The organism is Bradyrhizobium sp. 27S5 (assembly GCF_037217225.1).
In the GTDB taxonomy this organism is placed as follows: domain Bacteria; phylum Pseudomonadota; class Alphaproteobacteria; order Rhizobiales; family Xanthobacteraceae; genus Bradyrhizobium; species Bradyrhizobium septentrionale.
Window position 1 is genome coordinate 7,494,611 of record NZ_CP147714.1, and the last position, 26,992, is coordinate 7,521,602.

The 26,992-nt window shown below is 65.6% G+C and carries 33 protein-coding genes; 10 read left to right on the top strand and 23 right to left on the bottom strand.

What is annotated here, in order from left to right; genetic code table 11:
- Nucleotides 1-79: 79 nt before the first annotated feature.
- The 8 genes from WDM24_RS35345 to WDM24_RS35380 form a co-directional block, all read right to left on the bottom strand.
- Nucleotides 80-412, bottom strand: coding sequence for a hypothetical protein (locus WDM24_RS35345; protein WP_166307430.1), 333 nt, complete (start codon nucleotides 410-412; stop codon nucleotides 80-82).
- A gap of 79 nt (nucleotides 413-491) precedes the next feature.
- Nucleotides 492-1,208: an MgtC/SapB family protein gene (locus WDM24_RS35350; RefSeq protein ID WP_338829039.1), complete on the bottom strand. Its 717-nt coding sequence runs from the start codon at nucleotides 1,206-1,208 to the stop codon at nucleotides 492-494.
- Nucleotides 1,209-1,247: 39 nt separating this feature from the next.
- Nucleotides 1,248-2,267 carry a WD40 repeat domain-containing protein gene (locus WDM24_RS35355; RefSeq protein WP_338829040.1) on the bottom strand — a complete coding sequence of 340 codons (1,020 nt, stop codon included), beginning with the start codon at nucleotides 2,265-2,267 and terminating at the stop codon, nucleotides 1,248-1,250.
- Entirely contained in the window at nucleotides 2,267-3,310 is a 1,044-nt protein-coding gene (locus tag WDM24_RS35360; protein ID WP_338829041.1) for a GTP-binding protein, read from the bottom strand. Before WDM24_RS35360 ends, WDM24_RS35355 begins: the two co-directional genes overlap by 1 nt.
- A 58-nt stretch (nucleotides 3,311-3,368) precedes the next feature.
- Nucleotides 3,369-4,241 (bottom strand): metal ABC transporter substrate-binding protein, encoded by an 873-nt coding sequence (locus WDM24_RS35365; RefSeq protein ID WP_338829042.1) that lies wholly within the window; start codon nucleotides 4,239-4,241, stop codon nucleotides 3,369-3,371.
- Between the two features lie 5 nt (nucleotides 4,242-4,246).
- Nucleotides 4,247-5,116, bottom strand: coding sequence for a metal ABC transporter permease (locus WDM24_RS35370; RefSeq protein ID WP_166298928.1), 870 nt, complete (start codon nucleotides 5,114-5,116; stop codon nucleotides 4,247-4,249).
- 5 nt (nucleotides 5,117-5,121) lie between these two features.
- Nucleotides 5,122-5,877 (bottom strand): metal ABC transporter ATP-binding protein, encoded by a 756-nt coding sequence (locus tag WDM24_RS35375; RefSeq protein ID WP_166298929.1) that lies wholly within the window; start codon nucleotides 5,875-5,877, stop codon nucleotides 5,122-5,124.
- 2 nt (nucleotides 5,878-5,879) lie between these two features.
- On the bottom strand, nucleotides 5,880-6,065 hold the full coding sequence (locus WDM24_RS35380) for a hypothetical protein (RefSeq protein WP_166298930.1): 186 nt from the start codon (nucleotides 6,063-6,065) through the stop codon (nucleotides 5,880-5,882).
- Between the two features lie 50 nt (nucleotides 6,066-6,115).
- On the opposite strand from WDM24_RS35380, the gene WDM24_RS35385 reads away from it, so the two are divergent.
- Nucleotides 6,116-6,418, top strand: a complete 303-nt coding sequence (locus WDM24_RS35385) for a hypothetical protein (protein ID WP_338829043.1) — start codon at nucleotides 6,116-6,118, stop codon at nucleotides 6,416-6,418.
- A gap of 374 nt (nucleotides 6,419-6,792) precedes the next feature.
- Here the strand turns inward: WDM24_RS35385 and WDM24_RS35390 are convergent, their stop codons facing one another.
- Nucleotides 6,793-6,966, bottom strand: coding sequence for a hypothetical protein (locus tag WDM24_RS35390; protein ID WP_338829045.1), 174 nt, complete (start codon nucleotides 6,964-6,966; stop codon nucleotides 6,793-6,795).
- Between the two features lie 179 nt (nucleotides 6,967-7,145).
- Between WDM24_RS35390 and WDM24_RS35395 the strand changes: the two genes are divergently transcribed.
- Nucleotides 7,146-8,525, top strand: coding sequence for an MFS transporter (locus tag WDM24_RS35395; protein ID WP_338829046.1), 1,380 nt, complete (start codon nucleotides 7,146-7,148; stop codon nucleotides 8,523-8,525).
- 156 nt (nucleotides 8,526-8,681) lie between these two features.
- Here the strand turns inward: WDM24_RS35395 and WDM24_RS35400 are convergent, their stop codons facing one another.
- Nucleotides 8,682-9,599 (bottom strand): LysR family transcriptional regulator, encoded by a 918-nt coding sequence (locus tag WDM24_RS35400; protein ID WP_338829047.1) that lies wholly within the window; start codon nucleotides 9,597-9,599, stop codon nucleotides 8,682-8,684.
- A 293-nt stretch (nucleotides 9,600-9,892) separates the two neighbouring features.
- On the opposite strand from WDM24_RS35400, the gene WDM24_RS35405 reads away from it, so the two are divergent.
- Both WDM24_RS35405 and WDM24_RS35410 read left to right on the top strand, forming a co-directional pair.
- On the top strand, nucleotides 9,893-11,206 hold the full coding sequence (locus WDM24_RS35405; protein ID WP_338829048.1) for an MFS transporter: 1,314 nt from the start codon (nucleotides 9,893-9,895) through the stop codon (nucleotides 11,204-11,206).
- Between the two features lie 22 nt (nucleotides 11,207-11,228).
- Nucleotides 11,229-12,302, top strand: coding sequence for a tartrate dehydrogenase (locus WDM24_RS35410; RefSeq protein WP_338829049.1), 1,074 nt, complete (start codon nucleotides 11,229-11,231; stop codon nucleotides 12,300-12,302).
- A 195-nt stretch (nucleotides 12,303-12,497) separates the two neighbouring features.
- On the opposite strand, the gene WDM24_RS35415 is transcribed toward WDM24_RS35410, so the two are convergent.
- The 8 genes from WDM24_RS35415 to WDM24_RS35450 all read right to left on the bottom strand — a co-directional run bounded on the left by WDM24_RS35415 (nucleotide 12,498) and on the right by WDM24_RS35450 (nucleotide 17,753).
- The gene (locus tag WDM24_RS35415; protein ID WP_338829050.1) at nucleotides 12,498-13,265 is read right to left on the bottom strand and encodes a serine O-acetyltransferase; all 768 of its coding nucleotides are present in this window, start codon (nucleotides 13,263-13,265) and stop codon (nucleotides 12,498-12,500) included.
- A 154-nt stretch (nucleotides 13,266-13,419) separates the two neighbouring features.
- Complete coding sequence (locus WDM24_RS35420) at nucleotides 13,420-13,911, bottom strand: DUF2852 domain-containing protein (protein ID WP_338829051.1); 492 nt, start codon at nucleotides 13,909-13,911, stop codon at nucleotides 13,420-13,422.
- A 119-nt stretch (nucleotides 13,912-14,030) separates the two neighbouring features.
- Nucleotides 14,031-14,747, bottom strand: coding sequence for a TetR/AcrR family transcriptional regulator (locus WDM24_RS35425; protein WP_166298937.1), 717 nt, complete (start codon nucleotides 14,745-14,747; stop codon nucleotides 14,031-14,033).
- A gap of 356 nt (nucleotides 14,748-15,103) precedes the next feature.
- Entirely contained in the window at nucleotides 15,104-15,469 is a 366-nt protein-coding gene (locus WDM24_RS35430) for a YciI family protein (RefSeq protein ID WP_166298938.1), read from the bottom strand.
- A gap of 77 nt (nucleotides 15,470-15,546) precedes the next feature.
- Entirely contained in the window at nucleotides 15,547-15,972 is a 426-nt protein-coding gene (locus WDM24_RS35435; RefSeq protein ID WP_338829052.1) for a YciI family protein, read from the bottom strand.
- Between the two features lie 87 nt (nucleotides 15,973-16,059).
- Nucleotides 16,060-16,476 (bottom strand): YciI family protein, encoded by a 417-nt coding sequence (locus tag WDM24_RS35440; protein ID WP_166298940.1) that lies wholly within the window; start codon nucleotides 16,474-16,476, stop codon nucleotides 16,060-16,062.
- A 124-nt stretch (nucleotides 16,477-16,600) separates the two neighbouring features.
- Entirely contained in the window at nucleotides 16,601-16,972 is a 372-nt protein-coding gene (locus tag WDM24_RS35445) for a nuclear transport factor 2 family protein (RefSeq protein WP_166298941.1), read from the bottom strand.
- Nucleotides 16,973-17,099: 127 nt separating this feature from the next.
- Complete coding sequence (locus WDM24_RS35450) at nucleotides 17,100-17,753, bottom strand: glutathione S-transferase family protein (RefSeq protein WP_338829053.1); 654 nt, start codon at nucleotides 17,751-17,753, stop codon at nucleotides 17,100-17,102.
- Between the two features lie 511 nt (nucleotides 17,754-18,264).
- Between WDM24_RS35450 and WDM24_RS35455 the strand changes: the two genes are divergently transcribed.
- From WDM24_RS35455 to WDM24_RS35465, 3 genes are all read left to right on the top strand, one after another.
- On the top strand, nucleotides 18,265-19,935 hold the full coding sequence (locus WDM24_RS35455) for a PAS domain-containing methyl-accepting chemotaxis protein (protein WP_338829054.1): 1,671 nt from the start codon (nucleotides 18,265-18,267) through the stop codon (nucleotides 19,933-19,935).
- 197 nt (nucleotides 19,936-20,132) lie between these two features.
- Complete coding sequence (locus WDM24_RS35460; protein WP_338829055.1) at nucleotides 20,133-20,465, top strand: GIY-YIG nuclease family protein; 333 nt, start codon at nucleotides 20,133-20,135, stop codon at nucleotides 20,463-20,465.
- Nucleotides 20,466-20,671: 206 nt separating this feature from the next.
- Entirely contained in the window at nucleotides 20,672-21,460 is a 789-nt protein-coding gene (locus tag WDM24_RS35465; RefSeq protein WP_338829056.1) for an SDR family oxidoreductase, read from the top strand.
- A gap of 192 nt (nucleotides 21,461-21,652) precedes the next feature.
- Here the strand turns inward: WDM24_RS35465 and WDM24_RS35470 are convergent, their stop codons facing one another.
- Nucleotides 21,653-22,222, bottom strand: a complete 570-nt coding sequence (locus WDM24_RS35470) for a histidine phosphatase family protein (protein WP_338829057.1) — start codon at nucleotides 22,220-22,222, stop codon at nucleotides 21,653-21,655.
- 67 nt (nucleotides 22,223-22,289) lie between these two features.
- On the bottom strand, nucleotides 22,290-23,057 hold the full coding sequence (gene cobS, locus WDM24_RS35475) for an adenosylcobinamide-GDP ribazoletransferase (RefSeq protein WP_338829059.1): 768 nt from the start codon (nucleotides 23,055-23,057) through the stop codon (nucleotides 22,290-22,292).
- Nucleotides 23,058-23,210: 153 nt separating this feature from the next.
- Between cobS and cobT the strand changes: the two genes are divergently transcribed.
- The 3 genes from cobT to WDM24_RS35490 all read left to right on the top strand — a co-directional run bounded on the left by cobT (nucleotide 23,211) and on the right by WDM24_RS35490 (nucleotide 25,226).
- A complete protein-coding gene (cobT, locus tag WDM24_RS35480; RefSeq protein ID WP_166298944.1) occupies nucleotides 23,211-24,224 on the top strand; it encodes a nicotinate-nucleotide--dimethylbenzimidazole phosphoribosyltransferase in 1,014 nt (337 codons plus the stop codon).
- A gap of 174 nt (nucleotides 24,225-24,398) precedes the next feature.
- The gene (locus tag WDM24_RS35485; RefSeq protein WP_021080156.1) at nucleotides 24,399-24,689 is read left to right on the top strand and encodes a hypothetical protein; all 291 of its coding nucleotides are present in this window, start codon (nucleotides 24,399-24,401) and stop codon (nucleotides 24,687-24,689) included.
- Between the two features lie 114 nt (nucleotides 24,690-24,803).
- Complete coding sequence (locus WDM24_RS35490; RefSeq protein WP_166298945.1) at nucleotides 24,804-25,226, top strand: hypothetical protein; 423 nt, start codon at nucleotides 24,804-24,806, stop codon at nucleotides 25,224-25,226.
- A gap of 208 nt (nucleotides 25,227-25,434) precedes the next feature.
- Here the strand turns inward: WDM24_RS35490 and WDM24_RS35495 are convergent, their stop codons facing one another.
- From WDM24_RS35495 to WDM24_RS35505, 3 genes are all read right to left on the bottom strand, one after another.
- Nucleotides 25,435-25,845, bottom strand: a complete 411-nt coding sequence (locus WDM24_RS35495; RefSeq protein WP_166298946.1) for a VOC family protein — start codon at nucleotides 25,843-25,845, stop codon at nucleotides 25,435-25,437.
- An 80-nt stretch (nucleotides 25,846-25,925) separates the two neighbouring features.
- Nucleotides 25,926-26,462 (bottom strand): SRPBCC family protein, encoded by a 537-nt coding sequence (locus WDM24_RS35500; protein WP_166298947.1) that lies wholly within the window; start codon nucleotides 26,460-26,462, stop codon nucleotides 25,926-25,928.
- 84 nt (nucleotides 26,463-26,546) lie between these two features.
- Nucleotides 26,547-26,957 (bottom strand): DoxX family protein, encoded by a 411-nt coding sequence (locus WDM24_RS35505; protein ID WP_338829060.1) that lies wholly within the window; start codon nucleotides 26,955-26,957, stop codon nucleotides 26,547-26,549.
- Nucleotides 26,958-26,992: the final 35 nt, after the last annotated feature.

The window sequence follows — 26,992 nt, forward strand, 5'->3', positions numbered from 1 at the left end:
CGCCGGCGGCGGAGGCGAGACCGTATAAGCGGCAGCGTTCGTCAAATGCGCGTCACAATGCGCTTGGCCCGGGGCGCGCCTATTTCTTCTCGATCGGCGGCGCAGTCTTCTCGGCGGGTGCCGGCGGCAATGCCGGCCTGGCGCCGGCCTTCTGCGCGTCGGCGTCGGGACGGGCCGGCTGCGGCGCCGGCGTGGTCGGCCGCTCGCCGCCCGGCTTCGATTCGGCCGGCGGCGCGGTCTGCTGCGGCTCGGGCGACGGCGTGGTCTGCAGCGGCTGGGTCGCCTGCGCCATCTCCTGCGGCGGGGCCGCGTTGATCGCGTGCAGCGACAGCACCGCGATCGCGACGCCCGCCACCACCAGCGTGGAGGCGATCAGCATGTCGTTCCGCAGCCTGGTCCGATCCGCAGCCATCTCGTTCACCTGCATTGTCAGCGAGGTCAACGATTCCGCCACGGCATGGTTCCGAAGCGTCCGGCTGCGGAACCCAGCGTCAATCCGTGGTGCTGATCTCCCAGGTCGCGTGCCGCACGCCGGGCTGATGCTGCAGGTCGACCACCACGGCGTTCAGCTCGTTGGGCTCGACCGCCGTCGACACCAGCGTCGCCACGATCTCCAGGAAGTCGTCACCGGCCTCGACCACATCGACATCGGCGACCGGATAGTTCGCCGCCTCGAGCTTCTCAACCAGGCGGTCGCGCATGTCGGGCAGCGCCTCGGGAGTGACCGCGAGCTTGAAGTAGTAGGTCGCCTCCGAGGCCTTCTCGTTCAGCGGGATGCGGTTGATGGCGTTGACCAGCGGCCGCAGCAGCGTGTTGCCGGCGATCACGAACACGGTCAGCGCCGCCGCCTGCGCCACCAGATCCGCGCCGGCGCAGGAGCCGACCGCGGCCGAGGCCCACAGCGTTGCCGCGGTGTTGAGGCCGCGCACATCCATGCCCTGCTTCATGATGACGCCGGCGCCGAGGAAGCCGATTCCGGACACCACATAGGCGATCACCCGCACCGCGCCGTCGGCGCCCGCCAGATGCATTGCGAGATCGACGAAGGCGGCGGCGCCGACCGCGACCAGCACGTTGGTGCGCAGCCCCGCAGTACGCTGCCGGTACTGCCGCTCGGCGCCGATCAGCGTGCCGAGCACGAAGGCGGTCGTCAGGCTGACCAGCGTGTCGATGAAGTCGGCGAGCTGGAATGTCGTGAGAAACCGCATGACGCTACCCCGGCCTAGCGCTTCGGATGCCGCGATCTCTTACATTTCCAGGATGCCCGCGTCACCATCTTCCGTGCCGAAGGCGAGCAGCGTGCCCTTGGCATTCCATCCGAGCGCAGACACCGCAGTGCCGGCGTTCCGCCGCACCAGGATCTCGGCGCCGTCTTCGAGCCGGACCATCAGCACGGTGCCGTCGGCATAGCCGACCGCCATGACGTCGTTCTTCGGATGGCAGGCGACCACCGCGACTCGCGCCGGCATCGGCGCCAGCATCGCCGGCTCCTTGCCCATCGGCCCGTCCTTGCTGGTGAACGGCCAGACGATCACGGTATCGGCGCCCGAGGTCGCGAGCCCCTTGCCGCCGGCGCTCCATGACATCGAGCGCACCCGGCCGGGATAGCCGCTCATCCGCATGTGCCTGTTGTCGGCGAGCCGCCAGCCATGCATCGCCGGCTCGTGCATCGCGGTGACGAGGAATTTGTTGTCCGGGCTGAACATGACGGCGAGATGCGAGCCGGCCCATTCCAGGAATTCCGGATTGGCCGCCATGTTGGGAAACCACAGTGTCACGCCGTTGTAATGCGCGATCGCAAGCCGCAGGCCCTTCGGCGCAAACGCCAGCCCGCCGACGGTCGACGGCACCTCGAAGGTTTTGGCCTCGCCCTTGGCGCCCTGGACGAACGCGGTCTTGCCCGCCGACCACGCCACGGTGCCGTCGCCATGCAGCGCGACATTGTCGATCCAGCGCCGCTTGGCGTCGGTCGCGAGCGTCGAGGTCTCGCCCTTGGCGTCGATCGCGATCAGCTTGCCGTCGTCACCGCCGGTGACAATCCGCTTGCCGTCGGACGCCGCGCACAGGATGGCGCCGAAATGCGTCTCTGTCCGCGTGATCTCACCGTCGGCGGTCGCGATCGCGACACCCTCCTCGGCGCCGACGAAGAACGCGCGGTCGCCGAGGAAATGCACCGAGCCGACCGCCGCGCCGAGCGGGAGCTGCTTGACGCGGTCGGTGATCGAAACGATGGAAGAAGGGGCCTCGCCCGGATCGAACTCTTTCATCACGTGGTGATGCACTGCTCGAAGCCGTCGCGGATCGCCTGCTCGGGCAGTTCGCGACCGATGAACACGACGCGGCTCTCGCGCTTCTCGCCGTCCTTCCATTTCCGCTGGTGGTCGCCCTCCAGCATCATGTGGACGCCCTGGAACACGTAGCGGTCGTCATCGCCGGTGAAGGCGAGGATGCCTTTCGAGCGCAGGATCTTCTGGCCCTCGGTGGCGACGAGCTGTTGCAGCCAAGGCATGAACTTGGTCGCGTCGAGCGGCTTCTCCGAGCGCAGCGACAGCGATTGCATGTCCTCGTCGTGATAGTGCTTCAGCCCATGGCCATGGCCGTGATCATGATGATGGTGGTGATCATGGTCGTGATGATGATGATCGTGCTCGTCGCCGGCCTCGAGGAAATCGGGCTCGATCTCCAGGATGCGGTCGAGGTCGAACGCGCCGCGCTCCAGCACGTCGGCGATTCCGACCTGGCAGCGCTCAGTGCGATGCAGCTTGGCATACGGATTGATGCCGCGGATGCGGGCCTCGACCTCGGCAAGCTCGGGCTTGGAGACGAGGTCAGTCTTGTTCAGCACGATGACGTCGGCGAACGCGATCTGGTTCTTGGCTTCCGGCGCGTCCTTCAGACGGTCGCTCAGCCATTTGGCATCGGCGACGGTCACGACAGCATCGAGCCGGGCGTTCTTCTGCACGTCCTCGTCGACGAAGAAGGTCTGGGCGACCGGCGCCGGATCGGCAAGGCCGGTGGTCTCGACGATGATGGCGTCGAACTTGCCCTTGCGCTTCATCAAGCCGTCCATGATGCGGACGAGGTCACCGCGCACCGTGCAGCAGACGCAGCCATTGTTCATCTCGAACACTTCCTCATCGGCGCCGATGATGAGGTCGTTGTCGATGCCGATCTCGCCGAATTCGTTGACGATGACGGCGTATTTCTTGCCGTGGTTTTCCGACAGGATGCGGTTGAGCAAGGTGGTCTTGCCGGCGCCGAGATAGCCCGTCAGCACGGTCACAGGAATTTTTTGCGAAGCTTCAGCCATAACAACTCCGGGAACTTGGGTCCGCGCTCCAATCCCCGGCAGGGAGGCCCCCCTGCCCCTAGTCGGCGAGCGCGCTGGTCAGGGCCTTTATATTGTGCCTGACCATATCAATGTAAGTGGGGACTTGGCCCTTTTCGCCGGTCAAACTGTCCGAATACAGGGTGCCGCCGACCCTGGTCCCGGTCTCGGCCGCGATCCGCTCGATCAGGCGCGGATCGCTGATGTTTTCGAGAAAAACTGCTGGAATTTTTTCAGCTCTGATCTGGGAAATGATGGCCGCGATATCGCGTGCGCTGGGCTCGGAATCGGTGGAGACCCCGAGCGGGGCGATGAAGGCGACGCCATAGGTATCGGCGAAATAGCCGAAAGCGCCGTGGGTCGAGATCACCTTGCGCCGGCCTTGCGGTATTTTCGCCACCGCTTCCCGCACCTCGCGGTCCAGCGCGTCGAGCTTCGCCAGATAGGCCTCGGCGTTGGCCTTGAAGGTCGCGGCATCGCTGGGGGACGCGGCGACCAGCGCCTCGCGGATGTTGCCGACATAGATTTTTGCATTGATGACCGATTGCCAGGCATGCGGATCCTCATGGCCGCCACGCTGGCGCGGCGTGATCCCCGTCGTCGCCACCACGATCGGCGCCTTGCTGCCGGAGGCCTGCAACAGCCGCGGCATCCAGCCCTCGAAGCCGAACCCATTGACGACAAGCAGCCGCGCAGAAGCGACTGTCTTGGCGTCCGACGGCGTCGGCGCATAGACATGGGCGTCGCCGTCGGGCCCGACCAGCGCCGTGACATCGACCCTGTTACCACCGACATTCCGCACAATGTCGGCGAGGATCGAGAAGCTCGCGACGACATTGATACGCTCCGCAGCGCACGCCGGGCCGCTCGCCACCGCCAGCGCCAGACACATCAACCCGAGCAAACGCCGCATCGCACTCACGCCTCGAGATGGCGGCCGGGGAACAGCTGCCGCACCAAACCACTGACATTGCCGAACAGCAGCGACACCAGATAGAGCCCGGCGGCGACCAGGATGATCGCCGGGCCGGAGGGAATGCGGGTCTGGTACGACAGCACCAGCCCGGCATAGCCGGACACAATCGCGCTCGCGACCGCGATGCAGATCATCGTGGTGATGTCGCGCGACCAGAACCGCGCGATGCCCGCCGGCAGGATCATCAGCCCGACGCCGAGCAGCGTGCCGAGCGCATGGAAGCCGTTGACGAGGTTGACCACGACCAGCGCGAGGAAGGCGAGATGCGCCGGCGCGCCGGCCCGGCTCACAGTGCGCAGGAACACTGGATCGACGCATTCGATCACCAGCGGGCGATAGATCACCGCGAGCACCAGCAGCGTGAGCGTGGCATTGAACGCGATCACCAGCAGCGTCTGGTCGTCCATCGCGAGGATGTTGCCGAACAGCACGTGCAAGAGGTCGATATTGGTGCCCTTGATGGAGACGATGGTGACGCCGAGCGCGAGCGAGACCAGATAGAAGGTCGCGAGCGAAGCGTCCTCCTTCAGCTCGGTGGTGCGGGCGACGAGGCCCGCGAGCAGCGCCACGGTGAAGCCCGCGATCAGGCCGCCGGTCGTCATCGCGAACAGGTTGAGCCCGGACAACAGGAAGCCGATTGCCGCCCCCGGCAGGATCGCATGCGCCATGGCGTCGCCGACCAGGCTCATCCGCCGCAGCATCAGGAACACGCCGATCGGCGCGCCGCCGAGCGACAGCGCGATCACCGCCGCGAGCGCGCGGCGCATGAACTCGAATTCGGTGAAGGGTGTGATCAGTGCGTCAGACAGCATCGGCGTCAGGCAGCCCGCGAGCGCGGATCGGCGGCGCAGGCGCCGGCAGAGTCGTCGAACGCCTCGCACATCCGCATCGCGACCATCAGATTGTCCGCCGTCAGCGCCTCTGCGGTCGGGCCCCATTCCACCGGGCCGCGCGCCAGGAGCAGCGTCTCCGGGAAATTGTTGCGCACCATGTCGAGGTCGTGCAGCGCCGCCAGCACCGTGCGCCCCTCGCCGTTCCAGCGCTTCACCAGCGCCAGCAAATCGGCTGACGTCTTGGCATCGATGGCGTTGAACGGCTCGTCGAGCACGATCAACCGGGCATCCTGCAGCAGCACGCGCGCGAACAGCATGCGCTGCATCTGGCCCCCCGACAGCGTGCCGATCGGGCGGTTCTCAAAACCGTTGAGGCCGACCGCGGCGAGCGCCGCCAGGATCTTGTCGCGCGCGCCCTTGCCGATGCCGCCGAAGAAGCCGGTCGAGCGCCACAGCCCGGTGCCGACGAAGTCGAACACCGAGATCGGGAAGGTGCGGTCGATGTCGGCGGACTGCGGCAGATAGGCGATGTCGCGATGGTCGAGCCCGTCGAGATCGATCACGCCCGACAGCGGCTTGAGCACGCCGGCGATGCCGCGCAGCAGCGTCGACTTGCCGGCGCCGTTCGGGCCGATCACGGCAAGCAGCGCGCCCGCCTCGACGGCGCCGTTGAGGTGATGCACCGCCGGGTGGCGGTCATAGCCAAGGGTAACGTCGCGGAATGTGACAAGCGCGCCCATGCTCACCTCATCGCCAGCCAGACGACGCCCCACAGGCAGGCCGAGACCGCGAGCGCCGCGGCCAGCCGCGCCGGCACGGTCATGCGCAGGATCGACCAGTGCGCCGTCTGGGCCGGATGCCCCGCCGGGCCGTGACTGTGGGCGTGCGGATGGGGGTGGTCGTGATCGTGGGTATGTGCATGCGCCATGGAGAGACTGTTATATTATAACATAACGCGAGTCTACAAACGAGGAACTCATGGCGGATCCGCAAAACCGGGAGAGATTTGAGCTGCGCCGGCAAAGTGACGACCTCGTCTACGTCTTCGTCCGCAAGACCCGCCCCGATGGAACCGTCGGCTACCAGCGCCAGGATCAGGATCTCTGGATCGAGCACCGGCCGGATTGGGGCTGGGTCGCCTGGGACCCGGAAAGCCAGTCCTGCACCGGCCGTCCCTGGAACGTGCTGCCGGCCGACCAGGTCGACCACCCGCCGGAAGGCGACTGGGTGAGCCGCAAGGGGGCGAAGTCGTATGTCTATCGGCTGGTGTATGTGAGCTAGGCGAAGGGTCATCGCGGCGCGGGCCCTCCGTTCGTCGCGGCGGCGCAGACGGAGACGGAAATGGGGATATTGCTCGATTCAAGATGTCAAACACGCGGTGTCATCACCCGCGCATGCGGGTGATCCAGTATTCCAGAGGCGTCGGTGATTGAATCGAGAGGCCGCGGCGTACTGGATCGCCCGGTCAAGCCGGGCGATGACAGTTGTGGGTGGGACGTACCTTCGCATTCTCGCGACATGTTTTGCCCGAGTTCTACTCTTCGTTTCGCCCTCTCTCTCGCAGAGGGCGCAGGGAAAGCCGGGTGCCGATCCCATCCATGGGCCCCGCCTTTCAGACCGCAGCGAGCGGCAGGCGGCCTGACGCCGATCCGGCTTCACTGCGCCTTCGTTGCATCATCGGTGTCGTAGACCACACCGCAGACCCTGTGCGCGTAACAGGAGCGCAGGTGACATCGTTGATCCAGCGCGCAGCCGCCGTAGATCAGGGCGAAATAGCCGAGCACGGCGAAGGCGGTCACGCCAAGAAGGCATCTGGTCCAAATATCCATCGAAGACGACCTTAATCCATTCGCCAGCGAGACCAACAAGGGCTTGGCTCCTCTTTGTGCGCCCCGATCGCAAACAGGTTCGGGCAGCCGGCCCTGCTGACACCATGCTGTCAGCAGGACGGGCGTACGCAGACCTTGCACGGGTGCAACCCCGGGCAGGGATTGGGAGGAAGCGCGGCATGCACGATCGCTCGTCTCAGATCGCCCCACAGCGACCGAGCCTGATCACGTCAGTTCTTGGCCTTGGCGTATTCCTGATCCCGTTCGATGTGACAGCTGTCGTGGTTGCGCTGCCGGGCATTGCTGGGGATCTCGGGTTTGCCGTTGCCGGAGCCGCCTGGGTCATCGACGCCTACAGCCTGGCACTCACCGGCGCGCTGCTGGCATCGGGCGCACTCGCGGACCGCTTCGGTCGCCGGCGTGCGATGCTGGCCGGCAACATCGTGTTTCTGCTGGGTTCGATCGCCTGCGGTGCGGCGACGAGCGGTCCGCTGCTGCTCGCTGCACGGGCCCTGCAAGGTATCGGCGCGGCCTTCCTGATCACGGGCGCGATCGCGTTGGTCGCCGGGGCATTTCCCGACCAGAGCCAACGGGCAAGGGTCTTCGGCACTATTGGAGTGATCTCGGGCGTTGCCATGGCGCTTGGCCCAACCTTGGGAGGCCTGCTGGCTGCCTGGTGTGGCTGGCGCTGGATCTTCCTTGCCAACATCCCGTTTTGCCTGACGCTGGCGGCCGTCGTGCCACGGGTCATTGCCGAGACGAATGAACCGGGCGGGCGCCCGCTCGATCCTGCCGGCATCGTGCTGCTGACGCTGTCGCTCGGTCTCGCAATCGACGCGTTGTTGAGACATGACGCCTCGCCGATCGTGAGAGCGACCGGCCTGATCGCAGGCGTGGCGACCGCCTTCGGGTTCGTCCGGCAGCAGTGGCGCAGCCTCAATCCGGTGCTCGACCCGCGCGTGTTCGCGACAGCACCGATGATCGGGGTCGGCGCGTCGTTGACTGCCCTCCAGTTCGGTTACTGGGCAACACTGGTCTATCTGCCACTGTTCTTGAGTGCCGGTCTGCATGTCAGCATGGAAGTGGCGGGCGTGGCGCTGCTTGCGGCAACGTTGCCAATGCTGCTGGTCCCGCTGCTCGGTGGGAGGTTTGTCACCCGATGGGGCTGGCGGCGCTTCTTCATGGCGGCCCTTGGTGTTGTCGCTTCGGGAGACGCGCTGCTTGTGGTTGCCGCGCTGTCTGCCGACGCCGCGATCCGCGGCATCGCGACGTCGGCCGGCATGCTGACGATCGGCATCGGAGCAGCACTGGCGAACCCGCAATTGGGAAACGTCGCCTTGGCCCTCGCTCCGCCGGCGCAGGCCGGCATGGCCTCCGCCATGACAATGATCGTCCGTCAGGCCGGCTTTGCCGTCAGCATTGCCGCGCTGGGGGCGATGCTCAAGACAACGGATATGGCGTCGGCATTCGCGGCTCCATTCGTGCTCTCGACAATCGGGGCCATCGTCGGCGCGGTCGGTGCCGCGACGCTGTTTCCTGGTGCGCAGACCGAAATCTAAGAAGGCCAGGCGGGTCAGCGCTAAACGCGCGCCCTGTCCCTTTGTCATTCCGGGGCGCGCCACTTGGCGCCGGCCCTGAATCCATTCCTCCATGGAGTATGCGGCCCGATGGATTCCGGGCTCGTGCTTCGCACGCCCCGGAATGACGAAAGCTGTTCACGCCTCGCGTCCGTAGCTCTTCAACCTCGCCTCGAGCACTGCCATCACCTGGTCGCGGACAGGATCGCGGGAGCCTTTCAGCCAGGCGGCGGCGAGCGGCAGGCGGCCGGCGGCGCTGCCGCGCTTGAGTCTGAGGGGAACGAAACGCACGCCCGGGATCGCCATCCGCGCGGTCCATCGCGGCACGATGGCAACGCCGAGCCGCGCCGCGACCATGTTGACGATGGTCTGCTTCTCGTCGGCGATCTCCTGGATGCGCGGCGTCAGCCCGGCCTCGTCGAACAGTTTTGTCGTGAGATCATGGCTGTGCGGCCGCGAGCGGCGCTCCGGCACGATCAAAGGCTGATCGGCGATGTCAGGCAGCACGATCTGCTTGCGCCGCGCCAGCGCATGTGTGTGCGACAGCGCCACCACGGCAGTTTCCTGCAGCAGCGGAGTGAACTCGATGCGCCGATCGGGCCGCTCCGGCGGGCGCACGAAAGCGAGATCGAGCGCGCCTGACAGCAGTTTTGGCAAGAGACGGATGGTCTTTTCCTCGAGCAGTTGCACGGCGACGTCGGGATGGATCGCGCGGAGGTCGCGCAGCAGCGGCGGCAGCAGGCCGGCCGCGGCGCTGTCGATCGCGCCGATCCGGAACCGCCGCGCCTGCGGCTTGCGCAGACGGTGGCGAAAGCCGTCCTCGATCGCCTCGGCGCGACCGAGCAGCGCGCGGCCCTCGCGCAGCAGCACAGAGCCGTCCTCGGTCAACGACACCGCACGCGTGGTGCGCGCAAACAGCCGCACTCCGAGATCTTCTTCCAGCAGCTTGATGTGGCGGCCGAGCGCCGACGGCATCATTTGCAGGCGCTGCGCGGCGCGGCCGAAATGCAGTTCCTCGGCAGCCGCGACGAAGCAGCGAAGCTGGTGCAGTTCCAAGATGCTGGCTCCTTTAGACATCGATTCCGTCATGCCCGGCCATAGCCGTACGAAGGACGGCGTCGCTTCCGCTCGCCTATGCCGGGCATCCACGTCTTGGCGGCACGAAGAAAGACGTGGATGGCCGGGACGAGCCCGGCCATGACGACCCGGTGAGAAGACGGAGACCCGATTATATCATTTTTTTGTATAAACCGGCGCGGATTGAAGCGGAAGGGCGCGAGCCTCTAGGCTTGCCGGTGGCGCGGCGAAATGCGCCGTCCCAACAAACAAGACGAACCCCGGGGAAGCCCATGGAAAGCGAGCTTGGCACTCGCGTGTTGCGCAAGATCTCACTGCGCATCGTGCCGTTCATCATGCTGCTGTACTTCGTGGCCTTCATCGACCGGGTCAATATCGGCTTCGCGTCGCTGACCATGAACAAGGACATCGGCCTGTCGCCGACCGTCTACGGCTTCGGCGCCGGTATCTTCTTCTGGGGCTATTTCCTGTTCGAGGTGCCCTCCAACATCATCCTGCACAAGATCGGCGCGCGGATCTGGATCGCGCGGGTGATGATCACCTGGGGCCTGGTCTCGGCGGCGATGGCGCTGGTGCAGGGCGCGACCAGCTTCTACGTGCTGCGCTTCCTGCTCGGCGCCGCCGAAGCCGGCTTCTTTCCCGGCATCATCCTCTATCTGTCCTACTGGTTCCCGGCGCGGCAGCGCGCCGCCGTCACCGCGCTGTTCATGGCCGCAGCCCCGCTGTCGACCGTGCTCGGCTCGCCGGTGTCAGGCGCGCTGCTGGAGATGGACGGCCTGTTCGGCTTCAAGGGCTGGCAATGGCTGTTCGTGCTGGAAGCGGTGCCCGCCGTGCTGCTCGGCTTCGTCGTGCTGGGCTTCCTGACCGACCGGCCGGAGCAGGCCAGATGGCTTACCGACGACGAGCGCGCTTGGCTGGTCAAGACCATGAAGGCGGAGAACGACGGCAAGGCCGCGACCGCGAGCCACAGCATCTGGCGCGGCCTTGCCGACCCGCGCGTGCTGGCGCTGTCGCTGGTCTATTTCGGCACCTCGGCCGGGCTCTACACGCTTGGTGTATGGGCGCCGCAGATCATCAAGGCGTTCGGCCTGTCGTCACTCCAGGTCGGCTTCCTCAACGCGGTGCCGGCAACCATCGCCGTGATCGCGATGGTGCTGTGGGCGCGGCACTCGGACCGCACCGGCGAACGCACCTGGCATGTGGTGCTGGCCTGCCTGATGGCATCAGCGGGACTTGCGCTGGCCGGCCTGTGGACCGGCCTTGCCGCCGTGATCGCGGCGCTGACCTTGGTCAATATCGGCATCTCCTCGTCGAAGCCGCCGCTGTGGAGCATGCCGACCATGTTCCTGTCGGGCTCGGCCGCCGCGGCCGGGATCGCCACCATCAACTCGATCGGCAATCTCGGCGGCTTCGTCGGGCCGGCGATGATCGGCTGGATCAAGGAACGCACCGGCAGCTTCGAGGGCGGCCTGTACTTCGTCGCCGCCCTGCTGGTGCTGTCAGCCGTGCTCACCCTGCTGCTGTCGCGCGCGCAAGCAGCACCTGTGCCCGCCGAACCGCAACCCAATCCCGTACGAACCCGCTAACAACAGATCCGGAGAGAAACCCATGCGCACCCATTCCATCGCCGCCATTCCCGCCGACGGCATCGGCCCCGAAGTGATTTCCGCTGGTGTCCGCGTGCTCGAGGCGCTGGCCAAGCGCAGCGGCGACATCAGCTTCAACGTCAAGACCTTCGACTGGGGCTCGGACTATTACAAGAAGCACGGCGTGATGATGCCGGCCGACGGCCTCACTGAGCTGAAAAAATTCGACGCGATCTATTTCGGGGCGGTCGGCGCGCCCGATGTGCCGGACCACATCACGCTGTGGGGCCTTCGGCTGCCGATCTGCCAGGGCTTTGACCAATACGCCAATGTGCGGCCGACAAAGATCCTGCCCGGCGTCGCCTCGCCGCTGCGCAATGTCAGCGTCGGCGATCTCGACTGGGTGATCGTGCGCGAAAACTCCGAAGGCGAATATGCCGGGATGGGCGGCCGCGCGCACAAGGGCCTGCCGGAAGAGGTCGGCACCGAAGTGGCTGTCTTCACCCGGGTCGGCGTGACGCGGATCATGCGCTACGCGTTCCAGCTCGCGCAGTCGCGGCCGCGCAAATTCCTCACCGTGGTGACCAAGTCGAACGCGCAGCGCCACGGCATGGTGATGTGGGACGAGATCGCGGCCGAGGTGGCGCGGGAGTTCCCCGACGTCACCTGGGACAAGATGCTGGTCGACGCCATGACGGTGCGGATGACGCTCAATCCGAAGAGTCTCGACACGATTGTGGCGACCAATTTGCACGCCGATATCCTGTCCGATCTCGCAGGCGCCCTGGCCGGCAGCCTCGGCGTCGCGCCGACAGGCAACATCGATCCGCAGCGCCGCTTCCCCTCGATGTTCGAGCCGATCCATGGCTCGGCCTTCGACATCACCGGCAAGGGCATCGCCAACCCAGTGGCGACCTTCTGGACCGGCGCGCAGATGCTGGAGCATCTCGGCGAAAAGGACGCCGCCGCGCGATTGATGGCCGCGGTGGAGAAGGTGTGCGCGGCCGGCGTGCTGACGCCCGACGTCGGCGGCACGGCGACGACGAAGGAAGTGACGGATGCCGTGATCGACGCGATCCATGGGTCGAATGTGTGAGGGGCAGGCGCACCAGCTATCCGCGAACTCCGTTCGCCTCTCCCGCTTGCGGGGGAGGCCGGATCGCATCGTAGATGCGATCCGGGTGGGGGCTCTCTCCACAGCACGACTCGCGGAGGGAGCCCCCACCCCACCCTCCCCCGCAAGCGGGAGAGGGAGCCCTACCAGGGTGCTCACCTCACGAGAGCAGCGCGCTCACCTCGCCGACGTCCCCGCCTCCGCGCAATTCGTCAGCCGCGCCGGCACGCCGATTGCGGTGCAGCCGGCGGGCACATCTGAGGTCACCAGCGCGCCGGCGCCGATCTTGGCGAAGTCGCCGATCGTGAGATGTCCGATCACCGTTGCGCCGGCACTGAGCAGCACACCGCGGCCGATGGTCGGGGCGTGGCGCGGGTCGTCCTGATGGCGCGCGATGGTGACGTTCTGCAAAATCGTGACCTCGTCGCCGACGGAGGCCAGCGCGCCGATGATGATGCCGGTGCCGTGATCGAGGAACACCGCGGTTCCGATCCGGGCCGAGGGGTGAATGCTGATCTGCAACTGGTCCGCCGCCGCACTCTGCATCAGCAGTGCGAGGTCGGGGCGGTCCTGGCGCCACAGCCAGTTCGCGACGCGCCAGGCCTGCAGCGCGGCGTAGCCCTTGAAGTTGAGGAGCGGTGGCAGGAAGCCTGAGATCGCCGGATCGCGGCGCACGATCGCTGTGAGATCAACAGCCGCGGCATCGACCAGCGCGGGCTCGGCCGCATACGCCTCGCGGGCCGCACGCGCAAACTGCGCACGATCGGCCTCGGCGCGGCCGATGCGCCGGCCGATCAGGAAGGCGAGCGCGCCGCCGAGCTCGCCCTGATCGAGGATGAAGGCAGCCGACGCCTCGAGAAAGGGATCGGCGACGACGGCGGCTTCCGCTTCGCGCCGGATCGAACGCCAGAGATCGTTAGAACTCGCCGTCACGTGCGTCGCCATGATCTTCGCCTCATCGTCCGGGCCGCCGACGATAGAGTGGACATGACGCTCCCAGAATGCAAACCGCCCGCTTGCTCATCGCAAACGGGCGGCTCAGGGCCATCAGGTGTTATGGGGGCACATCGCCTGAAGGCTCAGCGCTTGCCTTCCGTGATCAGCTCTGCGGCGGCTGGTCGTTCGGCGGGGTCGGACGGGTCTTGTGCTGCGCCATGAAGGCGTCGAACTCTTCCTTGTCCTTGGCGTGGCGCAGGCGATCGAGGAAGTTCTTGAACTCGACCTGCTCCTCCTCGAGACGGCGCAGCGTGTCCGTGCGGTACTCGTCGAAGGCGCGGTTGCCGCTCGAGGGCGGGCCGAAGCCGCCGAACGGGAAGCCGCGGCGCTCCATGCGGCTCTTCATCCGCTCCATCTTGTCCTGCATGCGCTCCATCTTGTTCTGCCAGCGATCCATGTCGTTGTGACTCCAACAGGCCATCTTTCTGCTCCCGAGTGTGAAAAAGAGAAGGGCGAGACCGATCGGCCACCAGATCATGAAACCAAGGATGATCCCGGCGATCTTCAGGGGATGCCACGGCGTCGCGTAGAAGTAGGGGCGGTAGGGTTCTTCGACGGGGCCGCGCCAGCGATTGACATCAGCGGTGTAGGCCATTTCCTTCTCCATGACGGCATCACGCCGTTGTGAATGTAAATAACATTTACATAGATAGCCGACCCCTTGGGAAAGTCAAGCAGCGCGGATGACGCACCCCTGGGATTATTTTTGAAATTTTATTTCGGCTTGCCCCAGGGACCAGGCTTGTCACCGGCCGACTTGTCGTCGGCGGGCGCCTCGGCACCCGGCCTGCGATCGGTGAGGAAGCCGAGGCCGCGCAGATAGATCAGCACTTCGGCTTCGAGCAGATCCTCCGGCGACATCGGCAGCTTGCGCCGTGCGGCATCGCCGCGGCCGAACAGCGAGGCCACACCATGCGACATCGACCAGATGTGCAGCGCCATCATCATCGCCGGCGGGCGCGGCGTGCCGGGCGGCGCCAGCGCCGCGAGCCGCTCGGCGGCGGCGCGGATGATCGCAAATGCGCGTTCGCTCGCGGCCATCAAGGTCGGATTGGAATCGACCGGCAGGCCGGATTCGAACATCGCGGAGTAGAACGCGGGCTCCTCGCGGGCAAAGGCGAGATAGGCCTTGCCGACGCGCTCGAACGCCGAGACGGTGTCGGGACGACCGTCGTCCCAGGCTTGCGTCAGGAGCGATTCGAATTGCTCAAAGCCGCGCTGCGCGATGCTGGCGATCAGTTCGTCGCGGTCGCGGAAATGCCGGTACGGCGCGGCGGGGCTGACGCCGGCCATCCGCGCAGCGTCGGCGAAGGTGAAGCCGGCCGGCCCTTTCTTCGTGATCAGGTCGAGGGCTGCCTGCAGCAACGCCTCTTTGAGATTGCCGTGATGATAGCCGCGCTCGGCGCGGCCTTGGTCCTTGCGCCAGCTCATGTGAACGGCTTTTACATGAGCCGGCGGTAAAGGTCACTAGGCCACCGGTCCTGGTCGACCCAGGACAGGTGGCCTAGATTCTTGCTTCAACGCGTTTTTCCGCTGGAAAACGCTGGGCGGCGGGACGCGGGGTTAACCAAGATTAACGGATAGGTGGCGCGGGGGCTCGCTGCTCTCGCTCGACCAGAGCAGCCCGGCTCAAGCCAATGGCTCCATCTTCCCCTTCCCCCTGAAAGGGGGAAGGTCGGGATGGGGGTCAGCCGCAGCCGACGCTGTATGCGGGGAGAGCAGATCCCCACCCGCTTTGCTCTCGCGAGCAAAGCGACCTCCCCTTTTCAAGGGGAGGTGGTCCCGCCTCAGCGGCCCGGGATCGGCAGCACCGGCATGATCTCGACGGCCTCGCCCGGGAAGATCGCAAAATGCGGGTGGTTCTCGAACAGCTTTGCGGCCGCCTCATGCGACGCCGCGCGCACCACGGTGAAGCCGGTCATCAGATTGGCGATGTCGGCGGTGCCGTCAGCGGCGACCTTCTTGGTCTTGCCGAGCGGTCCGCCCATCTCGACGATCACGTCGTGGTGCTTCTCGACCCAGGCGCCCCAGGCGGCCATGCCCTGCTGCTCCTTGGCGCGCCGTTCGGCCTCCGGCATCGCGTTCCAGGCTGCCATCCGCGAACCGTCTTTGCCGCCGCCGAGATAGACGGCGAGGAAGGTGTTGGTGCTCATCTTGCGTCTCCGTTGTGGTGGTTGGTTGATCGTCGTGCGTGGCGCGATGACGCTCTGAAGCGGCACCGCTGTGTTGGTTAGCGCAGCGCCTTGCCCCAGCCGCCCTGCGGGTGCTCGAAGGTGGCGGCTGCCTGTTGCACCTCCTCGGAGAAATCGCCCATCTCCTGCACCTGGCGGATCTCGATCATCTCGTTGGCAGAAGCCGGGCACTTCTTGGCCCACTCAATCGCTTCAGCACGCGAAGCGACGTCGATCATCCAGAAGCCGCCGATCACTTCCTTGGCCTCGGTGAACGGACCGTCGGTCACGACGGGCAAGCCGCTGTCGAACCTGACCCGCGCGCCGGTCGCCGGCGGATGCAGGCCTTCCAGCGTGATCAGCACGCCGGCATCCTTCAGCGCCTGATTGTATCGCATCATCGCGGCGACCCGTTCCGGGTCGAGCTCGAGCTTGGCCGGCGCGGACTCGTAGCCCTGCGGGATCATCAGCATCATGAAACGCATTGGTCGATCTTCCTTGCTTGTTGAATTACTCGCCTTCGTCATCTCGGGCATGCGCCGTCGGGCGCAAGCCCCGCAATGACGAAGACGTCACTTCTTAGCGGCCTGCGCGCGCAGCCGCTCTTCCTGTTCGCGCAGCTCGGGCGTCAGCGCCTCGCCGAAATCCTCCGCAGCAAACACCTGGCGGATCTCGATCTCGGAGCCGCCGTCGAACGGCGCGCGCTTCATCCAGCCGATCGCTTCATCGAGCGATTTGGTCTCGATCAACCAGAAGCCGCAGACGAGATCGCTGGTCGGGCTGAACGGTCCGTGGCTCACGGTGCTCTGCCCGCCAGCATATTTGACGCGGGCGCCCTTGTTGGTCGGATGCAGGCCCTCGCCGGCCTGCATCACGCCGGCCTTGACCATCTCCTCGTTGAACTTGCCCATCGCGGCGAGCAACTCGGTGCTCGGCATCACGCCGGCCTCGGTATCCTTGTTCGCCTTCACGATCACCATGAACTTCATCGTCCTGCTCCGTTGTGGTGGACCGGCCGTTGCCGGTGCTCGTCAGAAGGACGACGCCGCTCTTGCCACGCCGACAGGTCGAGCGAAATTATTTCGGAGGTCATTGCATCGCGCGCCACAGCCTTCAGCGCTCCTGCCTGACAAGTTCGCCGTCCTGATGCGACGGACCGAAATAGACGTCGATGCGCGACACCTTGTCGCCGTCGAACACGACAAACTCGGTGTTGCGAAAGCTCTTGCCGTCGCGGCCGACGCAGCGATAGGTGACGAAGGCCTCTCCTCCGTCGACCATGATGCGCTCGATCTCGTGGCGGCCGATCCAGCTGGAGTCGCGCCAGCACTCGGCGAAATAGCGCGGCTTGTCGATGTTCTCGCCGTAGGGCGTCGAGAAGCGGAAATCCTCCGCAAATGCCGCTTCGACCGCCGCGCGGTCATTGGCGAGATAGGCGGCGAAGAGCCCGCGGATGATCTCCGCCCTGTTGCCAGCTGCAGCCATGTCATCTCCACATAATTCGCCCGGGCCTCCGGAGCGCGCTCCAGAACCCGGGCCTCAGGGAGATGACGAACGGGGCGGCGCGAAAGCGACATCGCGCCGCAATTTATTTTCAGGCCCGGCTGGGACTTCAGCCTTCCCTGGGGAACATGCCGAAATAGGGTTCGGCCTCCCTGAGCACGCGCGCGAAGGACGGCCGCGCCTGCAGCCGCTCCAGATAGCCGGCCAGATGCGGATGGCCGTCGCCGAACGGCTCGACCTTGTTGCCGTAGAACAGCGCCGGCGCGGCGGCACAATCGGCCAGCGAGAAGCGTTCGCCCATCATCCAGCCGCCATGCGCGAGTTGCTGCTCGAGAATGGCATAGGAGGTGCGGAGCTGCGCCCGTGCCTCCGCGACGCCATGAGGGTCCTTGCTGTCCGCCGGCCGCAGCCGGTCGCCGACGATCCTCTGCATCGGCAGATGGACATAGAGATCGAGGAAGCGGTCGCGCAGCCGGGTCTGCAGCGCGAGCCCCTGATCTTCGGGGATCAAGGCGACGGTGCCGGGATAATGCCGGTCGAGATATTCGATGACGATGCTCGATTCCGGCACCGTCTCGCCCCGCGTCTCGTCGCGGAGCACGGGGAAACGGCCGATCGGCCACAGCGCGAGCAGCGCCGCGCGTTGCGCGGCATCGCCGAGATTGACCAAATTGGGCGTGAACGGTGCGCCGTTCTCGTAAAGCGCGACCAGCGTCTTCCAGCAGAACGAGGACAGCGGGTGGTAATGCAGGGTGAGCGACATCAGAACTCCATCATGAAACCGGTGCCCGGAGGACGAAGCGGAGAACGCGCCGCCGACATCCGGCATAGTATTTATTTTTCGCCGTCGCCGGGCATGGATATGAGCCTGGACATTGAGCATCGACGCGACACGCATTCGTCGAGCACGCGAATCAAGATGCTGGATTGCTTTGCGAAGCGGTCAGCAATATCAGCCTTCGTAATAGGTCTATCAGCGTTGCTGAAGTGCACGCGTTCCGATCATCTGCATCAGACGAAAGTTGTCGTCGCTTTTCGTCCGTAGGATTACGGTGAACATCGCATGCCGACTATGAATGATAACGTGCACATCGGAATATTTCTTCGCAAGTTGAAATAGATGCGCGCACGACGCAACGCGTTGTGCAGTCCGTGCCAGGCCCGCGCGAGTATCAGGCTTTACCGATGCTAAACGGCTCGCTGCAACCTTTCCGTGAGTTGCCTCGATCCGCTTTTCCGAATCCCGTTTCTTTTGAACCCTTCACGGAGCCCTGATGTTCAGTTTCCGCAACAAGGCAAACATCGACAGTGCGCTGGCGCAAGCCGCCGCGATCGGCAAGTCGCAGGCGGTGATCGAGTTCAAGCTCGACGGCACCATCGTCACCGCGAACGAGAACTTCCTGAATGCGATGGGCTACACGCTCGACGAGATCAGGGGCAAGCACCACAGCATGTTCGTCGAGCCGGCGTATCGCGACAGCCACGACTATCGCGCGTTCTGGGCAAGCCTCAACCGCGGCGAATTCCAGGCCGCGCAGTACAAGCGCCTTGCCAAGGGCGGCCGCGAGATCTGGATCCAGGCCTCCTACAACCCGATCCTGGACAAGAGCGGCAAGCCGGTCGGCGTCATCAAGTTCGCCACCGACATCACCACGCAGAAGATCCACAGCATGGAAGACGCCGGCAAGATCGCCGCGATCGGCCGCGCGCAGGCGGTGATCGAGTTCAACATGGACGGCACCATCGTCAATGCCAACGAGAACTTCCTCGGCGCGATGGGCTATTCGCTCGCCGAAATCCAGGGCAAGCATCACAGCATCTTCATGCCGCCGGCCGACCGCGACAGCCCGGCCTATCGCGATTTCTGGGCGCGGCTGAACCGCGGCGAGTTCGAGGCCGGCGAATTCAAGCGCCTCGCCAAGGGCGCCAAGGAGATCTGGATCCTCGCCACCTACAACCCGATCCTCGACGACCGCGGCAAGCCGTTCAAGGTGGTCAAATTCGCCACCGACGTCACCCAGCAGAAGCTGAAGGCCGCCGACAATGACGGCCAGATCGACGCGATCAGCAAGTCGCAGGCGGTGATCGAGTTCAACATGGACGGCACGATCCGTACCGCGAACCCGAACTTCCTCGGCGCGATGGGCTATCTGCTTGCCGAGATCCAGGGCAAGCATCACAGCATGTTCGTCGAGCCGGTCGAGGCGAGTTCGGCCGGCTATCGCGAGTTCTGGGGAGCGCTGAACCGCGGCGAGTTCCAGGCCGCCGAGTACAAGCGCATCGCCAAGGGTGGCCGCGAGATCTGGATCCAGGCCTCCTACAATCCGATCCTCGATCTCAACGGAAAGCCCTACAAGGTGGTGAAATACGCCACCGACATCACCGCGCAGGCGATCGGCCGCAAGAAGGCCGACAGCGCGCGCGGCCTGATCGAGGCGGTCGCCGCCGGCAGCGAGGAGATGAGCGCCTCGATCCGCGAGATCTCGGAAACCATGACCAAGTCGAAGCAGAACGCCGCGGTCGCGTCTGGCCGCGTCGAGGCTGCCGACGGCCAGGCGCAGAAGCTCAATGCCGCAGCTCAGGCGATGAGCGGCATCGTCGAGATGATCTCGAGCATCACCGGGCAGATCAACCTGCTCGCGCTCAACGCCACGATCGAATCGGCGCGTGCGGGCGAAGCCGGCCGCGGCTTCGCGGTGGTCGCCTCCGAGGTGAAGAGCCTCGCCAACCAGGCCAAGCAGGCGACCGACACGATCTCCTCGGAAATCGACGCGCTGAACTCGATCGCCGCCGAGGTGGTGACCTCGCTGTCCGAGATCAAGGCCGCGATCGCCGGCGTCAACGAATACATCACCTCCACCGCCGCCGCGGTCGAGGAGCAGAGCATCGTGACGCAGGACATGTCGACCAACATGCAGCGCGCCTCCGCCGAGCTCGCAGCGTAAGCCACGGTGCGATCCTCGAAGGGTGCACGGCCCAGGCTGGTGGCCGTGCATCCTTCGAGACACCCGCTTTGCGGACTCCTCAGGATGGCGGGGAGAAGCCCAAGGGTGCCGTCGGAAACCGACACTCCACTCTTCTATTGACCCGGATAGCAATTGCTTCACTCTTGGTCCGCGTCAAATGCGAGCGGTCAATTGCGATGGGCATTTTTGTCTACATGCTTCGCTGCGCCGACAACTCCTTCTATGTCGGCAGTGCCACGGGCGACGATCTCGCGCCACGGATCGATCAGCACAATGCCGGCGCCTATCCGGGTTATACGTTCAATCGACGGCCGGTCGTTCTCGTCTGGTCCGAACATTTCGACCGAATCACCGATGGCATCGCTGCTGAGCGACAGATCAAGGGGTGGAACCGCGCCAAGAAGGAAGCTCTGACACGCTCGGACTGGAGTTCAGTTAGCCGTTTCGCACGCCGTCGAGGCGGTAGACTACGCACCACGCCGGATACCAATCCCTCCCCGTCATCCTGAGGTGCGAGCCCGGCGGCGCACTTGCGGCGCTGGGCGAGCCTCGAAGGATGCGCGGCCCGGCTGGTGGCCGTCCACCCTTCGAGGCTCGCTCCGCTCGCACCTCAGGGTGACGGGAAACAGGGGCCCGGTTGACAGGGCGAACCAAAGGTCGCAGACGCTGCTTTCATCAAAAGCACGCCGCTCGCCCAAACAGCTGGACTCGCATCATGACCTCGTCTTCCCAAAAAGTCGTACTTGTGACCGGCGCCGCGCGCGGCATCGGGCTTGCCGCCGCGAAACGCTTTCTTGCGGACGGCTGGCGCGTCGCGCTGCTCGACATCGAGGGTGAATTGCTGGCGAGCGCCGTCGCGGCGCTGAAGCAGCCCGACGCTACGCTGGCGCTGACCTGCGACGTATCCGATGCTGCCGGCGTGACCAAAGCGATGGCGACGATCGCTGGCCGTTTCGGCCGGCTCGACGCGCTGGTCAACAACGCCGGCATTGCCGTGTTCACGCCGGTGCTGGAGACCTCGGACGCCGACTGGAGCCGGATCATGGCGGTCAACCTCACCGGCCCGTTCCTGTGCACCAAGGCGGCTGCGCCCTTGATGCGCGAGCATGGCGGCGGCGCGATCGTCAACATCACCTCGATCTCGGCGGTGCGCGCCTCGACGCTGCGCTCGGCCTACGGCACCAGCAAGGCGGGGCTTGCGCACCTCACCAAGCAGCTCGCGGTCGAGCTCGCCTCGCTCGGCATCCGCGTCAACGGCGTGGCGCCCGGGCCGGTCGAGACCGCGATGGCGAAGGCCGTGCACACGCCGGAGATCCGCGCCGACTATCACGACGCCATCCCGCTGAATCGTTACGGGCTGGAAGAGGAGCTGTCGGAAGCGATCTTCTTCCTGTGCTCGGAGCGCGCCAGCTACATCACCGGACAGATCCTCGCCGTCGACGGCGGCTTCGATGCCGCCGGCATCGGCCTGCCGACGCTGCGCGGCCAGCGGAGGAATGGGTAGCTCCTCCGCTTTCTCACCGTCATCCTGAGGAACGCGTCCTTACGCGCGTCTCGAAGGATGGACGGCCCGACTGGTGGCCGATTCATCCTTCGAGGCTCGCCCAGCGGCGCAATTGCGCCGCAAGGCTCGCACCTCCAGCGACAAGGCGAAGCCTTTGCGCGAGGATGACGGGTTGAAAATCAGCGGAAAAGTCTACCGCCCGTTCACCGCAACCACGCGCCAGGCGCCGGCCAGCCGATCGATCCGCGTCAGCGATAGGGGATCGATCACGAAGCGCAGCGCGAGCTCCGGCGCGAGATCGAGCGCGATTGCAAGCACCGCACGGATGGTGCCGGAATGCACGACCAGCACGACGTCGCCGGCCGGCAGACGCGCGAGCCCTGCTTGTGCCCGCGCAATCTGATCCGCAAAACTTTCGCCGCCGGGCGGCCGGTTAGTCCCCGGCGATTGCCAGAACGCGCGATAGCCTGCCGCGCCGAGCTCTCTCTCGATCTCGCTGTGGCGCCGGCCGGTCCAGTCGCCAAAATCCTGCTCGCGGAAGGCGTCGTCCTCGGGCGCCGTGAGGCCGAGCCGCGCGGCGGTCTCGCGGGTGCGCCGCGCCGGGCTGCAAACGGCGAAGGCGTCAGCCGGCAGCCGCGCCTGCAACGCGGCGAAGGCCGCGGCATCGCCGAGCTCCGCGGGCGCATCGGGCGCGTGGATCACGCCGCGCGGTCCGTCGACCAGCGCGTGGCGGATCAGCCAGAGATGCGTTTCGCCGTCCATCTTTCGCTCATTCTATTTTGACGCGTTTTCTTCACGCGAACCGGTCTCCACTTCGCTCGAAAACGCTCTAAGCCAACCGTGCTGCGAGCAGCACCAGGATCGCGGTCTCCGCAACCTGCTCGGCGCCGCCGAGCACATCGCCGGTCTGGCCGCCAATCTGCCGCTTGGCCAAAAGCGCCATGACCAGCGCGCTCGCGCCGGCCGCGATCGCCGCCAACAGCGCGCTGCCAAACGGCAAGGCAAGGATCGCGATCAGCAGCGCGATACCGGCCGCGACCGCCGCAATCGTGGCATCGGGCCGGCCGGCATTGGCGGCAAGACCATCCTTGCGCGCGTAAGGCAGGCTGATCGCGATCCATGGCAGCACGCCGCGGCCAAGCGCATGCGCAGCGATCAGGCCCTGCACCACCAGACCGTTCGGAAGTGCCGCGAGCGCCGCAAGCTTGGCGGCAAAGCTCACCACCAGCGCCAGCGCGCCATAGGTACCGAGCCGGCTGTCGCGCATGATCTCGAGTTTTGCCGCGACATCGCGGCCGCCACCGAAGCCGTCGGCGACATCAGCGAGCCCGTCCTCATGGAGCGCGCCGGTCAGCAGCGCACCGCCGCCGAGCGCCAGCGCCGCTGCGGCGAGATCCGGCACACCGACCGCCCGCAACAGCAGGCAGAACAGGCCGATCGCCGCCCCGATGCCGGCCCCGACCAGCGGGAACAGCCGCTGCGCCCGCGCAAAACTCTCCGGCCGCGCACCGTCCAGATGTGGCATCGGCAGGCGGGTCAGAAAGGCGGTGGCGGTCCTGAGATCGTCAAGCCACTCACGTATGGTCTTGGTATTCAAAGTCCTGGCCTTCAAATTGCTCTAAACCGCGATGAGATCAGGCCGGATCGTCATCCCGTTTCAGCGTCCAGTTTGAGCATAATCTTCCTGGAAAACCGCTTCACAGCGTTCCGGATCATGCTTTAGCTTGCGCCCGCTCGACGAGGGAATCGCATGCAGTTCAGTACTCTAGACGACATCCGCAGCTTTTGTCGCGACCTGCCCGCAGGCGACGAGGCGAGCGCTGCGGCGGCTACCCTGCGCCAGCAGAATCTGACCAAGCCGCCGGGAAGCCTCGGCCGGCTGGAAGAGGTCGCGATCTGGCTGGCGCGCTGGCAGCGGCGCGAGATCCCCCGGCTCGACCAGGTCACCATTGCCGTGTTCGCCGGCAATCACGGCATCGCCGAGCGCGGCGTTTCGGCCTTTCCCTCTGAAGTCACTGCGCAGATGGTAGCGAATTTCGCCGCGGGAGGCGCGGCGATCAACCAGATCGCAAAACTTGCCGGCGCCACGCTGCGCGTCGAGCCGCTCGAGCTGGCGCGCCCGACGCGCGATTTCACGACGTCCACGGCGATGGATGGCGCCGATTTCCTGGTCGCGCTCGACACCGGCTGGCGCGCGGTGCCCGAGCAATGCGACCTGCTCGTGGTCGGCGAAATGGGCATCGCCAATACCACCGTGGCCGCGACGCTGTGCGCGGCATTGATGGGCGGGCGCGGCGCGCGCTGGGCCGGCCGCGGCACCGGCGTCGACGATGCCGGCCTGCTGCGCAAGCGCACGGTGATCGACACCGCGCTGAAACTGCATCGCAACCTGCTCGACGATCCCTTGGCCGTCGCAGTCGCGCTCGGCGGGCGCGAGCTCGCAGCGATCGCAGGCGCCGTGCTGGCGGCGCGTGCAAGATCGATCCCGGTGCTGCTCGACGGTTTCGTCGCGACATCGGCGGTGCTGCCGCTGGCGCGGCTTGCACCCAACAGCCTCGTACATTGCCGCGCCGGGCATGTGTCGGCCGAACTCGGCCACCGCGAATTGCTGCGCGAGCTCGCGCTCGCTCCCCTCCTCGATCTCGAGATGCGGCTCGGCGAAGCATCCGGCGCGGGGGTCGCGATCCTGCTGCTGCGCGCCGCGCTCGCCTGTCACGGCGGCATGGCGACCTTTGCCGAGGCCGGCGTTTCCGGCGCGGACTGAAGCCGGGGGATAGCGGCACAGTTCCTTCAAAAAGCCGGTGCATACCGCCGATGCGGGTCACAATCTTCGCGTGCGCAGCATGACCACTGCGCGCGAAAGGCCTAACTTGTGCGTCGGCGGGCGCCGGCCGGCGCCTCGGCCATGCTGAAACCAGATACCGGGGAGAATCACGTCATGTCGGGTGTTCTCATCAATCTGATCATTCAAATCATCAGCGGAGCCGTCGGCGGCAATGTCGCGGCGGGAGCGGCCAAGAACATCGACCTCGGCACGCTCGGCAACACCATCGCCGGCGCCATCGGCGGCGGCGCCGGCGGACAGCTGCTAGGCATGCTGATCCCACTGCTCGCCAATTCAGGCGCTGCGCCTGACATCGGCAGCATCATCGGACAGGTCGCCGGCGGCGGCGTTGCCGGCGCGGTGCTCACTGCGATCGTGGGCGCGCTCAAGAACCGGGCAGCCTGAATCGACTGCCGTCGCGGAACGGGCATCGGTCTTGACGATGCCCCATTCCGGCGCGAGCCTTGCGATATCCGATGCGGCGAACCCTTGATCGCATCGGCGGCAGGGATTGCGTTCATGAAGGCACTTGTCGCAGCGGCAGCTCTCTGTGCAACGGTTTCCTGCGCACAGGCCGACGTTCGCATCCTTGCCAGCCCCGGCGGGCAGGTCGGCCCGTTCATCGACCTGTTCGACAAGGTGCGCGAGTCGGGCGAGCGCGTGGTGATCGACGGGCCGTGCCTGTCGGCGTGCACGCTGGTGCTCTCGATGGTGCCGGGCGACCGCATCTGCGTGACGCGCCGCGCGGTGCTCGGCTTTCATGCCGCGCGCTCGATCGACCAGCGCGGCCGGACCTATGCGGAGCCGGAAGCCTCCGTCGCTGTGCTGGAAGCCTATCCGGCGCCGGTGCGCAGCTGGATCGTGCGCCGCGGCGGCCTGACCTCACACCTGCTGCTGCTGCGCGGCCGCGAGCTGGCGGCCATCTATCCGCGGTGCAGGTGAGAATCTGTAGCTTGCAGAATGGGCAAAGGCACGTCTGCGTCATGCCCACTCCGCGATCCCAAACCCGTCATCCTGAGGTGCGAGCCCTTGCGAGCCTCGAAGGATGAACGGCCACCAGCCGGGCCGTCGATCCTTCGAGGGCCGCTGAAGGAGCGGCCACCTCAGGATGACGGTGATAGAAAGCACGCCGGGATGAAGACTTCCCGGCCTACATCTGCTGCGGGCAGTTCACCATCCAGGGGATGCCGAACTGATCGACGCACATGCCAAAACCGTTGGAGAAGAAGGTCTTGCCGAACGGCAGGGTGACGGTGCCGCCTTCGGACAGCGCCTTGAAGCGGCGTTCAGCATCAGTGGGATCCTCGACCTGCAGCGCGACGTGGAAGCCCTGCGGCTTCTGGAAGTGGCCGGGCGGGGCGTCGGAGGCCATGATGATCTCGCCGTCGATCGTGAGGCGGGCGTGCATGATCTTGTCCTTCCAGCCGGGCGGCGTCTGCATCTCCGCATTGCCCTCGCCGTAAGGGAAGGTCTCCTCGATCTGCGCGCCGAGAACCGTCTGGTAGAATTTCAGCGCGGCGTCGCAATTGCCGTCGTAGGAAAGATAGGGGTTGACCTGCATGACATGCTCCCTGTGATAGATTCTCGTTTTGACGCGTTTTCTTCACGCAAACCGGTAACCACTTCGTTCGAAAACGCTCTCTATTTTTCCGTCAGCTTCTTCAGATTGGCGAGACCGATCTCGAAATCCCTGCCGATCATGCGATCCAGGTTCATGAATACCTGCATCACCTTCGACATGAAGACGGCCGGACCATACATGGTCCATGTGACGCTGGTCGCATCTCCCTGCGGCAGCATTGTGAATTCCGCGGTGTTGTGGCCCTCGAACGGCTTGATGAAATCGAGCTTGATGACGATCTTCGACGGCGCGGAGGACTGCAGGATCTCCATGCGGCCGGCGCCGACATTCTTGTTGCCATCCCAGGCATACACCGCACCGTGCCCGCGCTCGGCGCCGCTATAGATGCGCTTCATGTCCGGATCCCGGTTCTCGTAGGGCGACCACACCGTCCACTGATGGAAATCGTTGATCAGCGGAAACACCCGCTCCGCCGGCGCGTCGATGCTGATCGCACGCGTCACCCGGAGCGTGCCCGGCTTGGTCGCTGCGAGGATCAGGATAACGGCAATCGCGAGCGCAAGAATGACGGCGATGATGGCAATGGTCTCGAACATGACGGTCTCCAGGTGGATGAATTTACCGACTACGCGTCGGCACTTACCGACTGATGGTCGGTAAGTCAATTGGCTGTGGGCTAGCTAGCGGCGAAACGGAAGCATTGCGCGCAGATTGCCGTCGCGCAGATAGAGCCCGCCCCACACCATCAGGCCGAGATAGAGCCCGAACAGCGTGTGGGTGAACAGCGGACTATCGATCCGCACATGCGATGCGATCGCACCGCCGAGATAGCCGGTGAGCAGGATGGCGCCGAGGATCGAGGTCGGCGGCACCGAGTACAGCAGCGTGCAGACGATGGTGATGATGCCGAGGCTGCGCGCCAACGTATCGCTCGCGCCGTAACCCATCCTGTCCATGGTCTCGGTAACGACCGACAGCGGCACCAGCTTGATCGCGCCGTCGAACAGCAGGAACAGGACGACCACGCCGCTCATGACGCGGCCGGTGATGCGGGCGGGCTTTGAGATCTCGGCATCGACGATCGTCGGCATGGCTTGCTCCCCAATGTGTGGTGATGCTCTGCCTT